Source organism: Aquamicrobium segne, from assembly GCF_042656785.1.
Classification (GTDB): Bacteria; Pseudomonadota; Alphaproteobacteria; order Rhizobiales; family Rhizobiaceae; genus Mesorhizobium; species Mesorhizobium segne.
Genome location: NZ_JBHSLL010000059.1, coordinates 1 through 22,653, shown reverse-complemented (window position 1 = coordinate 22,653; position 22,653 = coordinate 1). Strand labels below are relative to the sequence as shown.

Annotated in this window: 20 protein-coding genes; 16 read left to right on the top strand and 4 right to left on the bottom strand. The window is 54.7% G+C overall.

The window, feature by feature from the left end:
- The first annotated feature begins 22 nt into the window (after window positions 1-22).
- The 4 genes from hflK to ACFPLB_RS15995 all read left to right on the top strand — a co-directional run bounded on the left by hflK (window position 23) and on the right by ACFPLB_RS15995 (window position 3,934).
- Complete coding sequence (gene hflK, locus ACFPLB_RS16010) at window positions 23-1,129, top strand: FtsH protease activity modulator HflK (protein WP_378231496.1); 1,107 nt, start codon at window positions 23-25, stop codon at window positions 1,127-1,129.
- Complete coding sequence (hflC, locus tag ACFPLB_RS16005; protein WP_378231493.1) at window positions 1,129-2,070, top strand: protease modulator HflC; 942 nt, start codon at window positions 1,129-1,131, stop codon at window positions 2,068-2,070. The genes hflK and hflC overlap by 1 nt, the downstream gene beginning before the upstream one ends.
- Window positions 2,071-2,073: 3 nt before the next feature.
- Complete coding sequence (locus ACFPLB_RS16000; protein WP_378231491.1) at window positions 2,074-2,259, top strand: DUF2065 domain-containing protein; 186 nt, start codon at window positions 2,074-2,076, stop codon at window positions 2,257-2,259.
- Between the two features lie 265 nt (window positions 2,260-2,524).
- The gene (locus ACFPLB_RS15995) at window positions 2,525-3,934 is read left to right on the top strand and encodes a DegQ family serine endoprotease (protein ID WP_378231719.1); all 1,410 of its coding nucleotides are present in this window, start codon (window positions 2,525-2,527) and stop codon (window positions 3,932-3,934) included.
- A 63-nt stretch (window positions 3,935-3,997) separates the two neighbouring features.
- Here ACFPLB_RS15995 and serB read toward each other — a convergent pair whose 3' ends face one another.
- Window positions 3,998-4,885, bottom strand: a complete 888-nt coding sequence (gene serB / locus ACFPLB_RS15990; protein ID WP_378231488.1) for a phosphoserine phosphatase SerB — start codon at window positions 4,883-4,885, stop codon at window positions 3,998-4,000.
- Between serB and miaA the strand changes: the two genes are divergently transcribed.
- Window positions 4,875-5,810, top strand: a complete 936-nt coding sequence (gene miaA, locus ACFPLB_RS15985; protein WP_378231486.1) for a tRNA (adenosine(37)-N6)-dimethylallyltransferase MiaA — start codon at window positions 4,875-4,877, stop codon at window positions 5,808-5,810. The genes serB and miaA overlap by 11 nt on opposite strands.
- 99 nt (window positions 5,811-5,909) lie before the next feature.
- On the opposite strand, the gene ACFPLB_RS15980 is transcribed toward miaA, so the two are convergent.
- Window positions 5,910-7,757 carry an ATP-binding protein gene (locus ACFPLB_RS15980; RefSeq protein ID WP_378231483.1) on the bottom strand — a complete coding sequence of 616 codons (1,848 nt, stop codon included), beginning with the start codon at window positions 7,755-7,757 and terminating at the stop codon, window positions 5,910-5,912.
- Window positions 7,758-8,089: 332 nt separating this feature from the next.
- Here ACFPLB_RS15980 and ACFPLB_RS15975 point away from each other — a divergent pair, with 332 nt between their 5' ends.
- The 8 genes from ACFPLB_RS15975 to ilvC all read left to right on the top strand — a co-directional run bounded on the left by ACFPLB_RS15975 (window position 8,090) and on the right by ilvC (window position 17,216).
- Window positions 8,090-9,871 (top strand): acetolactate synthase 3 large subunit, encoded by a 1,782-nt coding sequence (locus ACFPLB_RS15975; RefSeq protein WP_378231481.1) that lies wholly within the window; start codon window positions 8,090-8,092, stop codon window positions 9,869-9,871.
- Window positions 9,872-9,943: 72 nt separating this feature from the next.
- Window positions 9,944-10,516 carry an acetolactate synthase small subunit gene (ilvN, locus tag ACFPLB_RS15970; protein WP_378231479.1) on the top strand — a complete coding sequence of 191 codons (573 nt, stop codon included), beginning with the start codon at window positions 9,944-9,946 and terminating at the stop codon, window positions 10,514-10,516.
- Between the two features lie 26 nt (window positions 10,517-10,542).
- The gene (locus ACFPLB_RS15965) at window positions 10,543-11,139 is read left to right on the top strand and encodes a LysE family translocator (RefSeq protein WP_378231476.1); all 597 of its coding nucleotides are present in this window, start codon (window positions 10,543-10,545) and stop codon (window positions 11,137-11,139) included.
- 172 nt (window positions 11,140-11,311) lie between these two features.
- Window positions 11,312-12,439, top strand: a complete 1,128-nt coding sequence (locus ACFPLB_RS15960) for an ATP-dependent DNA helicase (RefSeq protein ID WP_378231473.1) — start codon at window positions 11,312-11,314, stop codon at window positions 12,437-12,439.
- 92 nt (window positions 12,440-12,531) lie between these two features.
- The gene (locus tag ACFPLB_RS15955) at window positions 12,532-13,275 is read left to right on the top strand and encodes a pyridoxine 5'-phosphate synthase (protein ID WP_378231717.1); all 744 of its coding nucleotides are present in this window, start codon (window positions 12,532-12,534) and stop codon (window positions 13,273-13,275) included.
- Between the two features lie 94 nt (window positions 13,276-13,369).
- Window positions 13,370-15,283 carry a potassium transporter Kup gene (locus ACFPLB_RS15950; protein ID WP_378231471.1) on the top strand — a complete coding sequence of 638 codons (1,914 nt, stop codon included), beginning with the start codon at window positions 13,370-13,372 and terminating at the stop codon, window positions 15,281-15,283.
- A 236-nt stretch (window positions 15,284-15,519) separates the two neighbouring features.
- Window positions 15,520-16,167 (top strand): TetR/AcrR family transcriptional regulator, encoded by a 648-nt coding sequence (locus tag ACFPLB_RS15945; RefSeq protein WP_378231715.1) that lies wholly within the window; start codon window positions 15,520-15,522, stop codon window positions 16,165-16,167.
- A gap of 29 nt (window positions 16,168-16,196) precedes the next feature.
- Window positions 16,197-17,216 carry a ketol-acid reductoisomerase gene (gene ilvC, locus ACFPLB_RS15940; protein WP_378231713.1) on the top strand — a complete coding sequence of 340 codons (1,020 nt, stop codon included), beginning with the start codon at window positions 16,197-16,199 and terminating at the stop codon, window positions 17,214-17,216.
- A gap of 74 nt (window positions 17,217-17,290) precedes the next feature.
- Here ilvC and ACFPLB_RS15935 read toward each other — a convergent pair whose 3' ends face one another.
- Window positions 17,291-17,710, bottom strand: a complete 420-nt coding sequence (locus tag ACFPLB_RS15935; protein ID WP_378231469.1) for a BA14K family protein — start codon at window positions 17,708-17,710, stop codon at window positions 17,291-17,293.
- A gap of 132 nt (window positions 17,711-17,842) precedes the next feature.
- Here ACFPLB_RS15935 and ACFPLB_RS15930 point away from each other — a divergent pair, with 132 nt between their 5' ends.
- The gene (locus tag ACFPLB_RS15930; RefSeq protein ID WP_378231467.1) at window positions 17,843-18,955 is read left to right on the top strand and encodes an endonuclease/exonuclease/phosphatase family protein; all 1,113 of its coding nucleotides are present in this window, start codon (window positions 17,843-17,845) and stop codon (window positions 18,953-18,955) included.
- Here the strand turns inward: ACFPLB_RS15930 and ACFPLB_RS15925 are convergent.
- Window positions 18,919-19,113, bottom strand: coding sequence for a hypothetical protein (locus ACFPLB_RS15925; RefSeq protein WP_378231465.1), 195 nt, complete (start codon window positions 19,111-19,113; stop codon window positions 18,919-18,921). The two genes, ACFPLB_RS15930 and ACFPLB_RS15925, sit on opposite strands and share 37 nt — an antisense overlap.
- Before the next feature lie 125 nt (window positions 19,114-19,238).
- On the opposite strand from ACFPLB_RS15925, the gene ACFPLB_RS15920 reads away from it, so the two are divergent.
- Window positions 19,239-19,964: a GGDEF domain-containing protein gene (locus tag ACFPLB_RS15920; protein WP_378231462.1), complete on the top strand. Its 726-nt coding sequence runs from the start codon at window positions 19,239-19,241 to the stop codon at window positions 19,962-19,964.
- 700 nt (window positions 19,965-20,664) lie between these two features.
- A partial coding sequence (locus ACFPLB_RS15915; RefSeq protein WP_378231460.1) for an autotransporter outer membrane beta-barrel domain-containing protein occupies window positions 20,665-22,653 on the top strand: 1,989 nt, incomplete at its 3' end.

Here is a 22,653-nt window from a genome sequence, read left to right as displayed (position 1 = left end):
AAATGCGGACGAAAGGACATTTATGCCCTGGAATGACAAAAGTGGCGGCGGCGGCCCATGGGGCGGCGGCGGAAATAATGGCGGCGGCGGCGGCCCATGGGGGCAGGGGCCTCGCGGTCCGGGCGGGCCACAAGGCACACCACCTGACCTGGAAGATATTCTGCGGTTAGGGCAGGACAAGCTGCGTCAGGCGCTGCCGGGCGGCAATGGCGGCAACAAGGCCATGTTTCTTGTTGTTGCCCTGGTTTTACTGGGCCTGTGGGTGTTCAAGGCGATTTACACCGTACAGCCGGATGAAGTTGCCGTTGAACTGCGCTTCGGTCAGCCCAAGCAGGAGCTTTCCGAGCCGGGTCTGCATTTCCACTGGTGGCCGGTTGAAACAGTCGAAACCGCCAAGATTTCTGAGCAGCTTGTCAATATTGGCGGCACACCGCGCAGCAATGACACGTCCGGCCTGATGCTTTCAGGTGACCAGAACATTGTGAATGTGCAGTTTTCGGTGGCTTATCAGATTGCCGATCCGAGCGCCTATCTGTTTTCTGTTTCCGATCCTGACGGGATGCTGGTTCAGGTGGCTGAAAGCGCCATGCGTGAGGCCGTTGGCCGCCGCCCGGCACAAGACATCTTCCGCGATGACCGGCAAGGCATTGCCGAATCGGTGCGTACAATCCTGCAAACAACGCTGGATGGTTATAATGCCGGTTTGAACGTCAACGCCATTTCCATCGAAGATGCGGCTCCGCCGCGTGAAGTGGCCGATGCGTTTGACGAGGTGCAGCGCGCCGAGCAGGACGAAGACAGGTTTGTCGAGCAGGCCAATCAATATTCCAACCAGAAACTTGGTCAGGCCCGAGGTCAGGGCGCCCAGATTCGTGAAGAAGCAGCAGCCTACAAGAACCGTGTTGTGCAGGAAGCACAGGGTGAGGCGCAGCGCTTTATCTCGGTTTACGATGAATATGCCAAGGCGCCGGAAGTGACGCGCAAACGTCTGTATCTGGAAACCATGGAAAATGTCCTGAAGGATTCCAACAAGGTGGTTGTGGAACAGGGAGGCTCCGGCGTGGTGCCTTATCTGCCATTGCCTGAATTGCAAAAGCGCTCCAGCGCCACTACCGGAGGAGCGCAATAATGGCGAACCGTTTTCCAGCTATCGTCGTTGCCGGCCTTGTCATCCTGTTTCTGGCCTATTCGTCGTTCTTCGTGGTCAATGCGCGCCAGCAGGCGATTGTGTTGCGCTTTGGTGAAATCGTCGATGTGAAGAGCGATCCGGGCATCTATTTCAAGCTGCCGTTTTCATTCTTTGATGCCGATGATGTGCAGATGATCGAGGACCGTGTTCTGCGTTTTGATCTCGACAATATCCGTGTGCAGGTTTCGGGCGGCAAGTTCTATGAAGTGGATGCGTTCATCGCCTATCGCATCTCTAACCCGCGGGTGTTCCGTTCGGCGGTTTCGGGCAGTATCGAACTGGCTGAACAGCGGTTGCGCACCCGTCTTGATGCGGCATTGCGCCGTGTCTATGGTCTGCGTGGCTTTGAGGCAGCACTTTCGGAAGAGCGTGCCGAGATGATGCGCGAAGTGCGCGATCAGCTTCGCCCGGATGCAACCTCGCTGGGGCTTGAGATCGTCGATGTGCGTATCCGCCGTACCGATCTGACGCAGGAAGTTTCCCAACAGACCTTTGAGCGCATGAAGGCCGAGCGTCTGGCAGAGGCCGAAAGGTTAAGGGCGCGTGGTAATGAAGCCGCCCAGCGTATCCGCGCTCGTGCTGATCGTGAAGTGGTGGAAATTGTTGCCGATGCACAGCGGGAAGGTGAAATCCTGCGCGGTGAGGGTGATGCTGAACGCAGCGCCATCTTTGCCGATGCTTATCTGCGCGACCCGCAATTTTTCGATTTCTACCGCTCGATGGATGCCTATGGCAAAGCGCTGACCGGCGACAGCACCAGCATGATATTGTCACCGGAATCGGAGTTTTTCCGCTTCTTCAAGGATGCAGGCCAAAGCGAAACAGGCCCGGCGCCAGCGCCGTCTGTGACGTCGCCTGCTCCAGCCGTGACCAACCCGTAATCCGTGCAGGATTTTCTGGCGGCGCTGGGTCTGGTCCTTGTTATTGAGGGGCTGATCTATGGCGGGTTTCCCGGCATGGCACGCCGTCTGGCCGCAGAGGTCCAGTCCATGCCGGAGGCAGCCTTGCGCATTGCGGGTCTTGCCGCTATTGCCCTGGGTGTCGGCATTGTCTGGCTGGTGCGTAGCTGAAATGAAAACTGGTGCGTAGCTGAAATAAAAAGGGTGGAGCAGAAATGCCCCACCTTTTTTGTATGTGTGCAGCGCCTGATTGACAGTTTGTGTCGCATGCGCGCCGCATTTTATGCCATCATGATATTTATAACTTTGAGATGGCCGGAGCCTGTTCATGAAATCCCGGATGTTTTTGCGTGCTGTGCGCGTCATATTGCTGTCAGCGGGCGGGCTGACGATCATTGCAACGGGCAGCACTTTGCCCGCCACGGAACAGACGCAAATGTCTGAGCGCCAGCCAGATGCAGGCCCAGCCTCTGTTGCCGATCTGGCTGAAGGTCTGCTTGGTGCGGTTGTCAATATCTCCACCTCGCAAACGGTAAAAGGTACCGATGGCCCGGGGGCAGTGCCCGCCCCGGAATTGCCGGAAGGGTCGCCCTTTCAGGATTTTTTTGATGAATTTTTCAAGGATCGTGGCGGTTCGCGCGGTGGCGGGGCTCAAAAAGTCCAGTCGCTTGGCTCTGGTTTCGTGATCGATGCGGACCAGGGTTTTGTCGTTACCAACAATCATGTGATTGCCGATGCCGATGACATTGAGGTCAATTTTTCAGACGGGCTGACGCTGAAGGCGAAACTGGTTGGTACGGACGCCAAGACCGATATTGCGCTGTTGAAAGTGGACCCTTCCGGCCACAAGCTGACTGAAGTGAAATTTGGCGATTCCGACAAGATGCGGATCGGCGACTGGGTGATGGCGATCGGCAATCCGTTCGGCCTTGGCGGTACGGTGACACTTGGTATTGTTTCGGCCCGCAACCGCGATATCAATGCCGGCCCCTATGATGATTTCATCCAGACGGATGCCGCCATCAATCGCGGCAATTCGGGCGGGCCGCTGTTTAACATGCATGGCGAGGTGATCGGCATCAATACAGCGATCATTTCGCCAACAGGCGGCTCGATCGGCATCGGCTTTTCCATTCCCACCCAGCTTGCGGCCGGCATTGTTGACCAGTTGCGTGAATTTGGCGAGACGCGGCGCGGCTGGCTTGGGGTGCGCCTTCAGCCGGTGACGGAAGATATTGCCGAAAGCCTTGGCATGACAAACGCCACAGGCGCGCTGATTGCCGGTATCATGAAGGGTGGGCCTGCCGATGATGGCTCGATCCTGCCTGGTGATGTCATTACGCAATTTGATGGCAGGCACATTGCCGCCATGCGGGATCTGCCGCGTATTGTGGCAGACAGTCCGGTCGGCAAGCAGGTTGAGGTCGTGGTGGTGCGCAAGGGTGAGGAAATGACCGTAAAGGTCACGCTTGGCCGCCTTGAAGATGCCGAGAACATGCCGGAAGGCGAAGATGATGAGGTCACGCAAAATGAAGATGAGGGGGCAAGCGCTTCTGTGCTTGGCATGAGCATTGGCGAACTTGACGAGGCCGCCCGTCGCCGATTTGGCATTGCTGTTGGCGTAAATGGCGTTGTGATTACGGATGTTGAACCCGATTCTCTGGCGGCTGAGAAAGGCATTCAGGCCGGTGAAGTGATTACCGAAATTGCGCAGGAATCGGTTGCAAACCCGAAAGATGTGGTGGATCGTATTGCCGCGCTCAAGGCGCAAGGCCGCAAGAATGCCCTGCTGATGCTAGCCACGAAAAACGGTGAATTGCGCTTTGTAACGCTGCGTATGGAGTAAAGCATTTTGTGTGGCATCAGATGGTGCCATCTGACTGCACAATGCTTTAATCATGGTCCTGTCTTACGAGACAAAATCCTCCTGCCGGTAGCCTTGCAAATAAAGCAGCGCAGTCAGGTCGCCATGGTCGATCCGGATCCTGGCTTGGGCGGCCACGGCAGGCTTGGCGTGCAGGGCAACACCGGTTCCCGCCAGTTGGATCATGTCAAGATCATTGGCTCCGTCACCAACGGCAATGGCGTCGGCAGGTGTCAGATTGAGTTGAGCAGAAATAGTGTGCAGCGCCTGCGCCTTGGCAGCCCGGCCAAGGATCGGCTCGGCAACCTTGCCGGAGAGTTTTTTATCACTTTCAATCAGGCGGTTGGCGCGGTTTTCATCAAAGCCAAGCATGGCGGCGATCGGGCCGGTAAACAGGTCAAAGCCACCGGATACGAGCGCCGTCCATGCGCTATGGGCGCGCATTGTGGCAACCAGTATGCGTCCACCGGAAGCCAGCGTAATCCGGTTTTGAATGATGCTGTCAATGACTGCAACATCAAGACCTTGCAGCAGGGCAACACGCTCGCGCAAAGCTGGCTCGAAAGCGATCTCCCCATTCATGGAGCGCGCAGTGATGTCAGCCACCTGTGCTTTCAGTCCAACCTCATCGGCAAGCTCGTCGATACATTCCTGATCGATCATGGTGGAATCCATATCGGCAATCAGGATTTTTTTGCGTCGCCTATCGGCTTGCTGGATGGCCAGATCAACGGGTGCTGCGCCAAGGCTGTCACGCAAAATGGCGGCAGCCTGCTGCTCATTTACGCTGTCTGGAAGTGCTATGTCGCAGGCAATGCCTTGCGCCAGCCAGTCCACCCCTCTTGCGCTGACCGCCTCACAGGCCCTATTCGCTATAGTTTCCGTCAAGGCGGGATTGGCGGGACTGGAGATGAGCGTGGCAATGAGCGGCATGGAAACTTCCGGTGAAGAGAAGGGGCGGGGGGCTATCAGAAATGCAATCCTGATAGCCGGACCGACAGCCAGCGGCAAGTCGAAGCTGGCGCTGGATTTTGCGCAAAAACTGGATGGTGTCATCATCAATGCCGATTCCATGCAGGTCTATGGGGTGCTTGACAAGCTAACGGCGCGACCCGGGCCGGAAGAATTAAAGAAGGCTGCGCATTATCTTTATGGTCATGTGGCGCCTGCCTGCGCCTATTCGACGGGGGCCTGGTTGCGCGATGTCGGGCGATTGCTGGATGAAGGCGTTTTGGCCGGGCGTCAGGCAATTTTTGTGGGCGGCACGGGTCTTTATTTTTGGGCGCTGACGCAAGGCCTGTCACAAATGCCTGATATTCCTGCCGATATCCGGGATCATTGGCGCAAGATGTTGCAAAAAGACGGGCCGCTTGTTCTGCACAGGCTGCTGGGCGAGCGCGACCCGGCTATGGCCGCGCGCCTTGAAGCCGCTGACGGCCAGCGCATTGTGCGAGCATTGGAGGTTTTAGAGGCTTCCGGTCGCTCGATCCTTGCATGGCAAAGCCAGCGTGGACCGGCACTTGTGGAAAAATCAAGCGCGCGCTGCATGGTCATTGAACCTGACCGGGAAGTGCTTGGGCTTTCTATCGACACGCGTTTTGATGCGATGATGGATCAGGGCGCGCTGGAAGAGGTGCAGGCATTGCTGGCGCTTCAGCTTGATCCTGCCTTGCCAGCCATGAAAGCCATTGGGGTGCGTGAGTTGCAGGCGGCTTTGACGGGAAAAATCTCTTTTGTGGAAGCTGTCGCCAGAGCAAAACTTGCCACACGCCAATATGCCAAGCGGCAATCCACCTGGTTTCGCAACCAGCTTGGACCTGAATGGACCAGATTATCCTCAAGGCAGAAAATGGTTTAAAGCATGTCGTGATCTTTCAGATTCACGAACTTGCTTTAAACCTTTGTTTTTACGCATGTCTTTATCCCGAAACTGGTTCTTAAGTTCGGGAGACAGGCTTTAGCCCTCGCTCAAGCGCACTCCGAAAGCCGACGGTTTCAACCCATAGCGTGGTGTTTCCGGTTCTTCCGCGATCGGTCGGCGCTGCAATAAAACGGGTTGACGCGGGGCCTGCTCCCCCGGCTGATCTGTCATGTCTGTATCTTCAGAAAACAGCAAAGAGGTCTCGGGGGGAAGTACTGGTTGGGTAAAGCCATTGCGCAACCGGTTGACGACAGTTTCCAGATCAACGTCCTGTCCGGCCTTATCCGTGGTGCGCGTGTCGCTTTGCGCTTGTGTCGGCAACAGGCTCCTGGCCTGCCTTTCAAATTTCAGGCGCATGGTGGTGGCCACCCCTTCGCCAAAGGCAATGGCCTCACGCTGCCCCATGGATGACAAGAACGAGAGGCTGGAGGCGGAAGAATCGGAAATGGCTGAGCGGATGATGGCCTTGTCCTGCTCATTGGCCAGCCGCATGGAAAATATGGTGGAGCATTGCGATAAAATGGTTGGGTCAAGTTCTCCCGGACGCTGGGTGACGAGACCAAGAAAACAGCCATATTTACGGCCTTCCTTGGCAATGCGGGCCAGCGCTTCGCGTGTCGGTGCAAAACCCTGACGCGAATTGACTGGCATATAGCGATGCGCCTCCTCACACATGACCAGCAATTTCAATTGCCCCTCGCTCCACAAGGCAAGATCGAAGGCAAGGCGCGCCAGAACCGAACACACGGCATTGACCACTTCCGAGGGCAGGCCTGCCATTTCAAAACATGTCACCGGCCGGTTTTCGTGGGGCACACGGAAGATGTTGCCGATGGTCTGGTGGATTGTGTCCTCGATCAGCTTTGAGGCAAACATGAAACGGTAGCCCGGATCGGTGGAAGCCTGTTCAATGCGCATCCGCAAGGATTTCAGCGCTGGCCGCTCAGATTTTCCATCAAGCAAGCCGATGCGTTCGTCAATCTGTTTCAGCAGATCGGCAATGCGGTAGGGAACCGGTGTGTCGGCGGTAAGCGTATCTGTTGCGCGCCGGATCGGGCTGCCGCCATGACGATAAATGGCTTTGGCCACAGGAATGAGATCGCGCAGCAGATCCACTTCTTCGGGAATGGCCTCGCGGCCACGAAACAGCACTTCAGCAAACTCTTCCAGCCGAAACATCCAGAAGGGCAGGTCCAGCGTTGAACTGTCAATACGTATGGCGTGTTCAGGCAATGAGGCGGCAAATTCATTATGTGGGTCGAGAATGAGAATGCGCAGTTCCGGGCAGGCGGTAATTGCCTTGCGCATCAGCAGCGAGACAGCCGTGGATTTACCGACGCCCGTGGTGCCGACAATGGCAAAGTGGCGCGACAGCACATCCTCAATGGCGATATTGGCATTGATGTTTTCATCCTGCGAAAGATGACCGATGGTGACGCTGCGGCGGCCACCAAGATCATAAACCGCTTCCAGATCGCGGGCGCGGATGCGGTGTGCATGGGCGCCAACATGCGGATAGCAGGTGATGCCCCGGTCAAAAACCGGCTTGCCGGCAGGAAACGTATCATCGCGCACCTCGCCAATCAGTTCCACCTCAACCTCGATCGGGTTGAGTTTTCCGGGGCGCCAGTCATGTCCCGGTTTGCCGACCCCATAAACAAGACCCACGGTGCGCGTGGAGCCCAGATTGATTGAAACCATGCGCCCGACCGTCCAGCGCTCAGTCGGGTCATCGCCTTGATCGTCGCCGGCAAAAGCAGCAAGGACGGCGCGCGCGCCATCGCAGCGCACCACATGCCCTAAAATACGATGTCCGGCCTGCTGCGCCTCGCGCCGTTCCTGTGACGTGGCTTCTGCGGACCTGTTTTCACGCTCGACATACATGTTGCATACCCCATAGCCCAAATTGGGACAGAGCTTAGCGCCTTGCAGTTAAGGCTGCGTGAGAGGGTATGGTTGCGCCAGTCTTAACGCGGACAAACGGATTGGAGAAAATTTGGTGATATTAGGCGTTGACATGATGTCAATATCGCTTCATGGTTCGCCCCATGAAAAAGACATTCATTCTCGTAGTAGGAACGCGCGTGGGCAAGGTGGTGTAACCACCGGGCAAAACCTCCCATGCGCGACACACAGGCTCCCTCGGGGGCCTTTTTTATTATCTCAAATAGCATTAGACGACAAATAGCCTTGCGGAAACAGACGGAACCAGACCGATGAGCAATGGACAGAACGAGCGGCGCGAAATGACTGGCGCTGAAATGGTGGTGCAGGCGCTGAAGGATAATGGCGTCAAGCACCTCTTCGGCTATCCGGGCGGAGCGGTTCTTCCCATCTATGATGAGCTTTTCCAGCAGGAAGATGTCGAGCATATTCTGGTGCGCCATGAGCAGGGGGCAGGTCATGCCGCCGAAGGCTATGCCCGCTCCACCGGCAAGGCCGGTGTCATGCTGGTGACATCGGGGCCGGGTGCAACCAATGCGGTCACGCCCTTGCAGGATGCGCTGATGGATTCCATTCCGCTGGTCTGTATTACCGGGCAGGTTCCCACCGGCCTGATCGGTTCTGATGCCTTTCAGGAATGTGACACGGTGGGCATTACGCGCCCCTGCACCAAGCACAATTGGCTGGTCAAGGATGTCAATGATCTGGCTGCGGTTTTGCATGAGGCTTTTCATGTTGCCACAACCGGTCGCCCGGGACCGGTCGTCGTCGATATTCCAAAAGATGTGCAATTTGCCAAAGGCTTGTATGTGCCGCCGCAAACGGCGCCGCGCACCAGCTACAAGCCACAGGTTCAGGGCAATCTGGAACAGATCCGGGCGGCCGTTGCGCTCATGGCGGGTGCAAAAAGACCAATCCTTTATACGGGCGGTGGTGTGGTCAATTCAGGACCGGAAGCCAGCCAGCTTTTGCGTGAACTGGTTGATCTGACCGGCTTTCCCATCACCTCGACCCTGATGGGGCTGGGTGCATATCCGGCTTCCGGCAAGAACTGGCTGGGCATGCTGGGTATGCACGGCACCTATGAAGCCAATATGGCGATGCATGATTGTGATGTCATGATCTGCATCGGTGCGCGTTTTGACGACCGTATCACCGGACGCCTTGATGCTTTTGCGCCCCATTCCCGGAAGATTCACATTGATGTCGATCCATCCTCGATCAACAAGAGCGTGCCGGTCGAAATTGGTATTGTCGGCGATGTCGCTGCTGTTTTGGAAGATATGGTGCGTCTGTGGCGCGCCAGCGCCAAAACCGACAAAAAGGCGCTCTATCCATGGTGGGAGCAGATCGCCAGATGGCGGGCGCGTGAGTCGCTGGCGTTCAAAACCAATCCTGATGTCATCATGCCGCAATATGCAATTTCGCGGCTGTATGAACTGACCAGGGATCATGACACCTACATCACCACGGAAGTGGGGCAGCATCAGATGTGGGCCGCGCAGTATTTTCACTTTGACAAGCCCAATCGCTGGATGACCAGTGGCGGTCTTGGCACGATGGGCTACGGTCTGCCAGCCGCCTTTGGCGTACAGATCGCGCACCCGGATGCGCTGGTTATCGATATTGCCGGGGATGCCTCGGTGCAGATGTGCATTCAGGAAATGTCGTCTGCCATCCAGCACAATGCGCCGATCAAGATTTTCATTTTGAACAATCAATATATGGGCATGGTGCGCCAGTGGCAGCAGCTTTTGCATGGCAACCGCCTGTCGCATTCCTATACGGAAGCCATGCCGGATTTTGTCAAGCTGGCCGAAGCTTATGGCGCGCATGGCATACGCTGTGACAAGCCGGACGAACTGGATGACGCCATTCGGGAAATGATTGCGGTGAAAAAGCCGGTGATCTTTGATTGCCGTGTGGCCAATCTTGCCAATTGTTTCCCGATGATCCCTTCCGGCAAGGCGCATAATGAGATGCTGTTGCCGGATGAAGCAACGGATGAAGCGGTGGCCAATGCGATCGACGCCAAGGGCCGGGAACTGGTGTAGGGCGGCTGTAGGGAAATAAAAACTGCGTAAAAACAATGAGTTGTTGCAGATTTTGAAGATCGGGATTCAATCATGAATGCACAGTTGCAGCCTACCGGTTCGGCCTATTTCATGGCCAGCGAGACCGAAAAGCCGGAATCACACACGCTTTCCGTATTGGTGGATAATGAGCCGGGTGTGCTGGCGCGCGTTATCGGGCTTTTTTCGGGGCGTGGCTATAATATCGAAAGCCTGACGGTGTCGGAGACCGAGCATGAAACGCATCTGTCGCGCATCACCATTGTGACGCGCGGCACACCGCATGTGCTTCAGCAGATCAAGCATCAGCTTGAGCGCATCGTGCCGGTGCACCGTGTGGTGGATCTGACTGTGCGGGCGCACAAGCTTGGGCAGGAGCGGCCGCTGGAACGCGAACTTGCGTTGATCAAGGTTTCTGGCACCGGCACCGACAGGGTGGAAGCGCTGCGTCTGGCCGATGCTTTTCGCGCTCATGTGGTGGATGCCAATACCGGGCATTTTATTTTCCAGATAACCGGCAAAAGCGCCAAGATCGACCAGTTCATCGCCATCATGCGCCCGCTTGGTCTGGTGGAGGTCTGCCGCACCGGCGTGGCGGCGATGAATCGCGGCCAGCAAGGCATGTGATTTGACGCAACCGAGATATCATTGCGATGACCCCGGATATTTTCCTTGCGCTGTCTGCCTATGCGTTTGTGACCTCGATCACGCCCGGCCCTAACAACCTTATGCTGTTGTCGTCGGGTGTAAATTTCGGCTTTATGCGCAGCATTCCGCATATGCTGGGCATTGGCATTGGTTTTGTGGTGCTGCTTCTGGCGATCGGGCTGGGGCTGGGGGCCGTGCTTGCGGCCTTTCCTTCTTTGCACATGCTGTTGAAAATTCTGGGCGGCGCCTATCTGCTTTATCTGGCCTGGAAAATTGCCATGTCGCGCTCGGTCGATAGTGGCAAGGATACGTCTGCCAAACCGCTGACATTTCTTCAGGCCGCAGCCTTTCAGTGGGTTAATCCCAAGGCATGGGTGATGGCGGTCACGGCCATGGCGGTGTTTTCCAACCCGGCCAATCCATTGTTGTCGGTCATGTTGATTGCAGCCGTGTTTGGCATCATCAACCTGCCATGTGTTTCAAGCTGGGCGGGGTTTGGCACGGTGCTGCGGGGTTTCTTGTCTGATCCGGTGCGGCTGAAATGGTTCAATATCACCATGGGGGTGCTGCTTGCTGCCACATTGTGGCCGATGGTGCAGTAAGGTGTAGCTGCCAAGCTTGCTAAAGCCTGTCTCCGAGACTTGAGAACCAGTTTCGGGATAAAGACATGCGTAAAAACAAAAGCTTAAAGCGGGTCACGTGAATCTGAAAGATTGCGACACGCTTTAAGGGTTCAAGCTTGCTAAGGGCTCAAGAATCGGGTCTGACCATGCCATGCAATTCTCACCACAGCAGGACGAGGCGCTCAAAGCTGTCGCCAAATGGCTGAAAGATGGCCGTTCACCCCTATTTCGCCTGTTTGGCTATGCCGGAACCGGCAAGACCACGCTGGCGCGCCATTTTGCCGAACATGTTGACGGGCAGGTGCAATTTGCCGCCTTCACCGGCAAGGCTGCTCAAGTGCTGCGCTCCAAGGGCGCAACCAATGCCCGCACCATCCATTCCCTGATCTATCGCCCGCGTGGTGAGGAGCAGGTGGAAGATGAGACGACCGGAAAAACCTCCATGTCGCCGACATTTTCACTCAACCGTCAAAGCCCCATTTCCAAGGCCGCACTGGTGGTGATTGATGAATGCTCGATGGTGGATGAGCAATTGGGTCGCGATTTGATAAGTTTTGGCACACCCATTCTGGTGCTGGGTGACCCCGGGCAATTGCCACCCATTTCCGGCGGCGGTTTTTTCACCGAGCAGGAGCCGGACTTTCTGCTGACCGAAATTCATCGGCAGGCGCGTGACAATCCCATTATCCGGCTGGCGCTGGATGTGCGTGAAGGGCGTGAACTTGGCTTTGGCGATTATGGCGCGGCGCGCGTCATCGGCAAGAATGATGTGAGCCAGGATCTGGTGCTGGATGCCGATCAGGTGCTGGTGGGCACCAACCGCACGCGCAGGCGCTATAATTACCGGTTGCGCGAGTTGAAGGGGTTTACGGCTGATTATCCGCAGGCTGGCGACAAGCTGGTGTGTCTGCGCAATGATCCGGCCAAGGGGCTGCTGAATGGCTCGCTGTGGAAGGTGATGACCGCCTCACGCGAGACGGTAAAGCCCGGCATCAATCTTCTGGTGTCGCCCGAAGAAGATGATCCGGACCGCGGGCTTGCCAAGATCAAGCTGCTCAAGGCGGTGTTTGAAGATGCAGAGGCCGAAATTCCCTGGCAGCAGAAGCGCCGTTTTGATGATTTCGATTATGGCTATGCGCTGACCGTGCATAAGGCGCAAGGCTCGCAGTGGAACAATGTGGTGCTGTTTGATGAAAGCTGGGCGTTCCGGGATACGCGCGAACGCTGGCTCTATACGGCCATTACGCGAGCTGCGGAAACCTTGACGGTGGTTCGCTAAATCATATCCAAAAAGTTGCAGGATTTTTGGATATGATTATGCGTATAAGCAAAATGCTCCAGATTTTGGTGCAGATGTTTGGGGAGGACGCCATGCCGGTCAAATTGTCAGTCAATCTCAACGCCGTGGCCATGTTGCGCAACCGGCGCGATCTGCCATGGCCAAGTGTGACGGATTTGGGCCGCATCGCGCTGGCTGCTGGCGCGCATGGGCTGACGGTTCATCCACGTCCTGACCAGCGCCATACCCGCAATTCCGATCTGCCGGAGTTGCGGGCGCTGATTGATGATGAGTTTCCACAAGCCGAGTTCAACATTGAAGGCTATCCAACGCAAGAATTTCTAGCGCTGGTGGAAGAAAATGAACCGGAACAGGTAACCCTTGTGCCGGACGATCCAGCACAAGCAACCTCCGATCATGGCTGGGATTTTGAGGAACAGCTTGGGTTTTTAACCCCGATCATTGCCCGCCTGAAAAAAGGCGGGGCAAGGGTCTCGCTATTTGCAAATCCTGATGAACAGGGGCTGTCGGCGGCGCGTGATAGCGGAGCACAACGGGTGGAGTTTTACACTGGCCCTTATGCCAGCCACTATGCGGATGCCGATGCGATGGCGCGTGAACTGGAAAAACTGGGTCGTGCAGCCGATGCCGCCCTGGCAAAGGGGCTGGAGATCAATGCCGGCCACGATCTGGTGGTTGCCAATCTGCCCGCACTGGTCAAGCGTGTTCCGCAACTCATGGAAGTGTCCATCGGGCATGGATTGACGGCCGATGCGCTGGAATTTGGCATGGAAAAAACTGTCAAACGGTTTTTAAATGCCTGCGGCTGGCCATAAGCTGCCCGTTGCCTGGAAGCAAAACAAGGCTTGAAGCTCTTGATATTGCATCGCAGCAAGAGTAGAGCACCGCGTTCTGAACGGAGTTCCTTTCATGGCCGTTACCGAACCAGGCAGTGAGGTTGAGCCCGCTTCGCCAGCAGACCAGCCTGTTCAAGAGCAGCATAATGTGCCCATCATGATGGTTGGTGCGCTGGGTGTTGTGTTCGGTGATATTGGCACCAGTCCGATCTATGCGTTTCGCGAGGCGTTGCATGCTTCCGGTGAACAGGCCATGCGCATGGATGTGCTGGGCGTTCTGTCGCTGATCGTCTGGGCGCTGACCATCATCGTGATGATCAAATATGTGGTTTTTGTGCTGCGTGCCGACAATGCGGGCGAGGGCGGCACATTATCGCTGATGGCGCTGGCGCGCAGCGCCTACCCCAAAGGGGGACGCATCATTTTAGGTCTTGGCATATGCGGTGCGGCTTTGTTTTTTGGCGATTCCATCATTGCGCCTGCCGTATCGGTTCTGTCTGCCGTAGAAGGGCTTGAACTGGTTACGCCTGCCTTCACGCCCTATGTCGTGCCCATCACGCTGGTGATCTTGTTTGCCCTGTTTTCCGTCCAGCGCTTTGGTTCGGGGCGGATGGCCATTGTGTTTGGCCCGATCATGGCAATCTGGTTTTTATGTCTGGGGGCAGTGGGACTATGGCACATATTTGATGATCCAAGTGTGCTGCTTGCCGTCAATCCCTATTATGCCGTCTATTATCTTTTGAATACGCCAAGCGGTGCGCTCATTACGGTTGGTGCGGTGTTTCTGGCCGTGACCGGCGCAGAAGCGCTTTATGTCGATCTGGGGCATTTTGGGCGGCGGCCCATCATTCTGGCATGGCTACTGATAGTCTTTCCCAGCCTGTTGCTGTGCTATTTCGGGCAGGGCGCTTTTGTCCTGTCGCATGGGGGAAGGCCGACAAATCCGTTTTTCCAGATGATGCCGCAATGGGGCCTGGCGCCGATGGTCATTTTGGCGACCATGGCTACCGTTATTGCTTCACAGGCTGTTATTTCAGGAGCGTTTTCGCTGGCGCGTCAGGCGGTGCGGCTCAATATCCTGCCGCGTCTTGAGGTGCGCCATACATCGGCTGCCCAGTCGGGGCAGATTTACATGCCGCGTGTCAATCTGCTTCTGGCCATTGGCGTGACCATTCTGGTGCTGGGATTTGGCAGTTCCAGCGCTCTGGCTTCTGCTTATGGTATTTCAGTAACCGGCGAAATGCTGATGACCACCATATTGCTGTTTGTGGTCATGCGCTGGCGCTGGACATGGAGCCTTGGTGGAGCAATTGCACTGGCTTTCTTCTTTGGCATTATCGACACAGGCTTTTTCATTGCCAATATCGTAAAATTTTGGGATGGCGGCTGGGTGTCGGTGTCCATTGCGCTGGTGATGGCTTTCATCATGTGGACATGGGTGCGCGGTAGCCGCTTCCTGTTTGAAAAGACACGAAAAAGCGAGGTTCCGCTGGAGTTTCTGGTTGGTAATCTGCAAAAGAAACAGCCGCAACTGGTGCCCGGCACCGCCTTTTTTCTGACCAGCGACCCATCCAGTGCGCCAACCGCGCTGATGCACTCCTTGAAGCACTACAAGGTGCTGCATGAAAAAAACATCATTCTATGTGTGGTCACCGCGCAGCAGCCGAAAGTAGATGAAGGCGAGCGTGTGAAGCTGGAGCCGCTAAATGATCTGTTTTCGCGCATGACCTTGACTTTCGGCTATATGGAACAGCCGAATATCCCGCGCGCGCTGGCCGCCTGCTGCAAGCCGGGCTGGAAATTCGATATCATGACAAGCTCGTTTTTCCTGTCGCGGCGTTCACTCAAAGCGTCAGCCAGCGCTGGTATTCCGGTGTGGCAGGATCGGATTTTTATCGGGCTGGCGCGCTCGGCAGCCGATGCGACCGAATATTTCCAGATACCGACCGGGCGCGTGGTTGAAATCGGCACGCAGGTTGCGATCTAAAGCCTGTCTCTCGAGACTTGGGAACCAGTTTCGAGATAAAGACATGCGTAAAAATAAAGATTTAAAGCGGGTCGCGTGAATCTGAAAGAAAAGCGACACGCTTTAAATCATTTTTTATTTGCCCTTGCCTTTGCAATCATGATCGGGCATTAAAGGAACCGTAACGTACGGTACGGTTTGTTGAGGCGGCATGGGCGCAAAGTTTTTGCGATACGCAAGAAGCAGGCAGTGTGGTGGTGCAGGCTGACGAACAGGATGATGTGCAAAAGCTGACGCAGCGCCAGAAAGACGTTCTGGATGCGGCTTTGCGTCTGCTGGTCGAAGATGGTGACAATCTGACCATGGCGGCTGTGGCGCGCCGCGCCCGGTGTTCCAAGGAAAGCCTCTATAAATGGTTTGGAGATCGCGACGGGCTGCTGACAGCCACTGTGCGCTGGCAAGCTTCCAAGGTGCGGGTGGTTCCGCTTGATCGGGTGGAGCCTGATCTCGTGTGGCTTCGTGAAAGTCTGGAAGGCTATGCGCGGGACTGGCTCAAGGTGATTTCCAGTGACACATCGGTGGCGCTCAATCGTGTGGCCATCAGCCATGCCGGGTCGGGGCGTGACAAGCTGGGCGAAATCGTTTTGGAAAATGGCCGTTTTGCACTGGCCTCCCGCTTGAAGCCGGTGCTCGATGCTGGCAAGCGGGCCGGATTGTTGGTGTTTGAAGATGCCGAGACGGCGTTCAGGACATTTTTTGGGCTGGTTGCACGCGATGTGCAGATCAGGCTTTTGCTCGGAGATTGGCCGGGCATGACGGAGGCGGCAGTCGAGGAAGATGCGGTGCGCGCCACCAGACAGTTTCTTGCCCTGCATGGGGCCGGGAAAAATCAACCAACCACATAGATCCATTGGAACGGGAAGGGTATTTGAATATGCGTGTTTATTATGATCGCGATGCCGATCTGAACCTCATCAAGGGCAAGAAGGTTGCCATTATCGGTTATGGTTCGCAGGGCCGTGCCCATGCAATGAACCTGAAGGATTCAGGCGTCAAGGAAATTGCTGTCGGTCTCAAGGCCGGTTCGGCAACCGCCAAAAAGGTGGAAGCTGACGGGCTGAAGGTGATGACGGTTGCCGAAATTGCCAAATGGGCCGATCTGATGATGATGGCGGCTCCCGATGAGTTGCAGGCCGACATCTACAACAATGAAATTGCGCCCAATATCCGTGATGGCGCCGCCATTGCCTTTGCGCATGGCCTGAATGTGCATTTTGGCCTGATCGAGCCGAAGACAACTGTGGACGTGATTATGGTTGCGCCCAAGGGGCCCGGCCATACGGTTCGCGGCGAATATCAAAAGGGCGGCGGCGTGCCATGTCTGGTGGCTGTGCACCAAAATGCTTCGGGCAATGCGCTTGAGCTTGGCCTGTCTTACGCTTGCGGTGTTGGCGGTGGCCGTTCCGGCATTATCGAGACCACTTTCAAGGAAGAGTGCGAAACGGATCTGTTTGGTGAGCAGGTTGTGCTGTGCGGCGGTCTGGTTGAACTGATCCGCGCCGGTTTCGAGACGCTGACCGAGGCTGGCTATGCACCGGAAATGGCTTATTTCGAGTGCCTGCACGAAGTGAAGCTGATTGTTGACCTCATTTATGAGGGCGGCATTGCCAATATGAACTACTCGATCTCCAACACGGCTGAATGGGGTGAATATGTCTCCGGTCCGCGTATCATTACCGCTGAAACCAAGGCGGAGATGAAGCGCGTTCTGAAAGATATTCAGACCGGCAAGTTCACGTCTGAGTGGATGCAGGAATACCGCTCGGGCGCTGCCCGCTTCAAGGGTATCCGTCGCCTCAATGATGCGCATCCGATTGAGGAAGTCGGCGAAAAGCTGCGCGGCATGATGCCGTGGATTGCCAAGAACAAGCTGGTCGACAAGGCCAAGAACTAATTCTTTTGACCTGACAGGTAAAAAAGGCCGGTGGCATGATCACCGGCCTTTTTCATGTGTGGACTGTCAAAATCTCAACGGTAGGGAGAACGGCACTGGCGGCGTGGTCCGTTATAGGGCTGAAAGCTGTTGTCCCAGGCCCGGTATGATCTGTAGCGGTTGTAGCACCAGTTGACGTGGGCGTTGCTGGTTGGCCGATAATAGCGGCGTGGTTCTGCATAGCGATAGGCAGGCAGCCCCAGGCCAAGGCCGAAATAAAAGCCGGAACTGCGATAATGGGGCCGATGATGATGCCGGTGGCGGTGCCCGCGATGTGACCGGGGTTTGTAGCGTCGGTGATCGCGAATTTGCACCACGTCCTGGCTTGTCGAGGCTGCTGGCACAGCAGGGGCTGATATGGGGGGAGGGGCAGCCAAAGCAGGCATGGACATCAGGCCGGCCAGACACAGTGCCGCCAGACCGCTTTTCATTGAAAAGAAATGAGGAGATTTCATCTGTCACTCCTGTGTTGGACTGATCTGGTGAATGGCTGCAAAATGACATGTGTTCAATGAACGCAGGATGAATGGCTCCCATTTGGGATTGAGCCTTGTGTTTGGCGGGGCTTGCAGGCATGTGTTGATCCCATGTCACTTCGTCTTGCCACCTTCAATGTCGAGAACCTGATGAACAGGTTCGATTTTTCCGGTTTTCGTAACCAACTCAGACAGGATCGGACACTGGCCCTGTTCGAGATCAAGAGCGAGGCGGAATATCGCGCGCTGGAACAGGCGCGCGCCATTGCCCACTCCGACGATACGCGCCAGTTGACCGCGCTGGCCATTGCGGCAACGCGCGCCGACATTATCTGTATGCAGGAAGTGGATAATATCGAGGCGCTGAAAGCCTTTGAATATGGTTATCTGTTCAAGATGGTCGGGCATGGCTACCGGCAAAAATACACCACGTCGGGTAATGATTCGCGCGGCATTGATGTGGCCTTGATGATGCGCGATGAAACCGCGGACGGCCAGCCAATCGAATTTATACGCATGACCAGTCATGCACATCTGACCTATGGTGATCTTGGCCTGCATACGCCTGAACTGGCGGCTTTGGGGCAAGAGCCGCATGAGCGTATTTTCAGACGTGATTGTCTGGAAATCGACCTGAAAGTGGGGGGCAAACCGCTTACCCTGTATCTGGTCCATTTCAAATCGATGGGGGGCGCGCGCAACGGGCTTGATGGCAGGCAGGCGACCATGCCGATCCGTTTTGCCGAGGCAAAGGCTGTTCGCCACATTATTGAAGCGCGTTTTGGGCGGGGGCGCACGGCTGACAAGCGCTGGGCGATTTGTGGCGATTTCAATGATTATCAGCAAAAAGTGGTAATCGAGGGCGAGGGGGCTTCGGACACCCGTTTTGAGGTGCAAAACGAGGCGGGTTCATGCCTTGAAGTGCTGCTTGAAGATGGGTTTTGTGAAAATGTGGTGAAGCGGCGGCCGGAAATGGATCGCTGGACGCTTTATCACACACGCGGGCCCCAGGAGCGGCATCTGTGCCAGCTTGATTATATTCTGCTGTCGCCTGCATGGGCGCGCACCAATGCCGCAGCCATTCCCGATATTATCCGCAATGGCCAGCCCTGGCGCACACCCTTTCCACCGGGACAGGAGGTGGAGCGGTTTCCACGCGCTGGCTGGGACAGGCCCAAAGCCTCGGATCATTGCCCGGTTGCAATCACGCTGGACATGGTGTGAGGAGAAAAAGCACCACGGGCTTCAACCTGACCCCAAGCCCTTGCTTTAGCTGCATTGTGCTTGCGCCAGATGATTTTATATGTGCTCACAAAATGCTTTAAAGCGCGTCGTGATCTTTTAGATTCACATACTTGCTTTAAATCTTTGCTTTTACGCATATCTTTATCCCGAAACTGGTTCTCAAGTCTCGAGAGACAGGCTTTAGTATTTTGATTTCATGGAAATTTGGATCAAAGGCGGTTTCGTATTTTTTTCTGAAACCGGCAAGCAATGCGGGCGTGATTTGAAACTTCCTTCTCGATATGTGTTGAAACGCAGCGTGCAGGTCACTTTGATTGCGGCGGCTATTTCAATCTCGTTCTCGACGGGCCTTCGCCTGCTGGTGGGCGCAAAGGCGGATGCGATCACGATTTTTGTGCGACTGGTGCTGCCTTTTGTGATTGCGCCGCCCATCGCCATCGTCTGGTTCAGCAAGATGGAAAAGCTGGAAAGAGCTTATCGGAACCTGCTCAGGCAGAGTGCGGAACTGGCGCGCCGTGCAAATACAGATCCGCTCACCGGGCTGCTTAACAGACGCAGTTTTGAAGAGCAGTTCAACATGGCCATGGCCCATGATATTGCGGGGAAATTCATCATTGCCGATGTTGATTATCTGAAAGCGATCAATGACAAATATGGCCATCTGACCGGTGATGACGCCATCCTGTCGGTGGCGGCTGCACTTCAGGCTGTATTGGGCGAGGAAAGTTTGATTGCCCGCATTGGCGGCGATGAATTTTGCGCCTTCATCCCCCATGCCGAAAAAGGGGATCATGACCGGCTGCTGGGCGATATCAATGATATTGCGAATCGGGAATTTGGTTGCCGGACTGAAACACCTGAATTGCGGCTTTCCATTTCTGCAGGATTACAGATGTGCAAGCCGGGACAGACATTCAGGGCGATGCTGGAAAAAACGGATAGTGATCTGTATCGGAAAAAGCGCAGCCGACCTCAGGCTGGCATGTGACAAATTCATTTTTGTTTTACAGCAAGATCATGTCTGTAAAAAAAGCAGTTTTTGTTATTTCTGTCGTGTCTGTTGGTCTGGTGAGCGGCCTTTACCATTTCTACCATGACAGTTTCAGATAACTACATCTGATCAGCCTCACGAATGCAGGTCATTATCTTCCTGATATTCCGGGCACAGCGTCATCTGGTCGAGTGCTGCTTTTCAAAGATCAAGCAATTCCGCCGGGTTGCAACTCGCTTTGAAAAAACGGCAAAGCACTATCTCGCCATCGTCACCATCGCCGCTTCCTGCTCTCTGGTTGGAACAATCAATTCTAAACAATATCGCATGGCTCCCGATTGTATAATTATCGGCTATTACAAATGGTTGTATTGTGCGAGATATATACAACCTATAGTTGTAAACGAGTCTTGTGCTCTTGTATGTATTTGACCACATAATCCGGAGCCGACCCGTTTATGTGACCATGGAACCGATCTGCGTGAAGGGTCATCTATGCACGCACCTGTCAGTTGTAGTGCTTTAATTCTCCTCCGGAGAAAACTCCTTCTCTGTTCATCTCATCGCGGTGCAACCCTGTGAAAACAGTGGTGAGAAGAGCGGTATTCCCCACCCCGCAGGCAAATCGTCAGCAAGCCAACCGAGAATATTTCTGCTGCCTTGGTACAGGCAGAAAGATCGTAGTCTGGAGAATAGCATGAAATATAATGCTAGATTGAAATCAGTATTATTGTCGTCATCTGCGTTGATGTTGTTGACGGCTCTGACAATAAATGCTGGCGCGCAGAATATTACCATCAGCGGAGATAATGCACAGGTAAAAAACGATTGTAGAATTTCTGGTGAACCAGATCCAATCGTAACCGTGCCAGAGCCTTGCGCCACGGTGGAATATACGCCGCAGGATCCCTATAGTGATTCATCGTTTGCTAGTTCTGGTGACTGGCAACATGGAATTATAATTGGGAAAGATGGGAGTGGTGAAGTCAGTATTACAGACGGTGGCACAGCAAGTACCGCGCATTTGGTGGTTGGCCACGAGGAGAATGCTTCCGGTTCTGTAATAATATCTGGCGCTGGCTCAGAGTATGTAAACCACGCATCAACAACAGTAGGAAATGCCGGCAGTGGTGAACTTATCATTCACGATGGAGGTGTCTATAGGCAAGTAAATCCTGATTATTTCGATGCTGGCTATGGAGAAACCGGTAATGGATACGTAGAAGTTAGCGGCGTTGCAGCAAACGGACAAAGATCAACCCTCATATCCATGGCCAGAATTAACATTGGCAATTATGGCACTGGCACAATGAAGGTACTTGATGGTGGCCTCGCACGATCAGAGTATACAAGCGTCATGGGTGAAAATATAAACTCTAATGGATCCCTGCTTGTTAGTGGCGTCAATGCAGTAACTGGTCTTTCATCTACATATAAGGTTGCTAATAACCTGTTTTGGGTTGGTTACGAAGGTCACGCTTCGATTAGTGTTCTTGATGGTGGCCTTGTTGAAATTCATGATGGGTTCATCGTGGGAGGAAGACAGCATGGCAAAGGGTTTCTCCAGCTGGATGGCGTTAATGAAGCGACAGGAACGCGCTCCACGATAAATTCAAATGCGTTTTATGTAGCTTCAGCAGGAGAAGGTACAGCCGCTGTTACTGGTGGATCTGTTGTAAATGCAAATACCTTGTCCGTAGGACGCGCTGAAAATTCTGACGGAAGATTAGTAATAAGTGGTATTTACTCACCTCTAAACTATAAATCGTCTGTAATTATTAATGATTTCGGATATGTAGGTGATGATGGAAAAGCATCATTATTAGTTGAGGAAGGCGGCCTGTTAAGTATTGGTACCGTATTGGCGATCGGATATGAGGAGCATGCAGATGCGGTTGTTGATATACATGGTCTGGACTCAGGGATTAATGTTACAGGAGACGCTTCTTTGGGGCGATCCGGGAAAGGCATCCTGAACCTGATGGATGGCGGCACTTTTAATTCTGGCGCCGTCGGCATTGCTGCAATGGCGACAGGTAAAGGCACCATCAATATCGGTGTTGGTGGCCTGAGCGGAGTCGTGAATGCCCCGATAATCCGAGGGGGCCTGGGTGACGCGACAATCAATTTCAATCACATTGATGATATAGATTTTACGCCTCAAATGGCAGGCAATCTCGATGTCAACCATATCAACACTGGCGCAACGACACTAACCACAGCAAGCGACTATAGCGGTCTGACGACGATCAGCGCCGGTGCGCTGAAGGCTGGCGGCGTCAATTTCCTGAGCGCAAATTCAGATCATTTCGTTGATGAGTTCGGGACGCTCGACCTGAATGGTTTTGGCCAGACCCTGACCAATCTCGACAATGGCGGCCTTGTGCGCTTTGGCGGCAATGGCGGAGCCACTCTTGAGGTCAGTGACACCTATACGGGCAATGGCCGGGTGATCGAATTCAATACCGTTCTTGGAGATGATACCAGCGTCACCGACAGGATGAAGGCTCAGGAAACGACGGGTTCTTCTTTTGTCAGGGTAAAAAATGCCGGCGGGACCGGAGCGCAGACGAGTGAAGGCATCCAGCTGATCGAGATTGTTGACCCCACCTCGACCGGCACCTTCTCTCTGCTTGGCGATTATATGTTTGAAGGCGATCAGGCGGTGGTTGGTGGCGCCTATGCC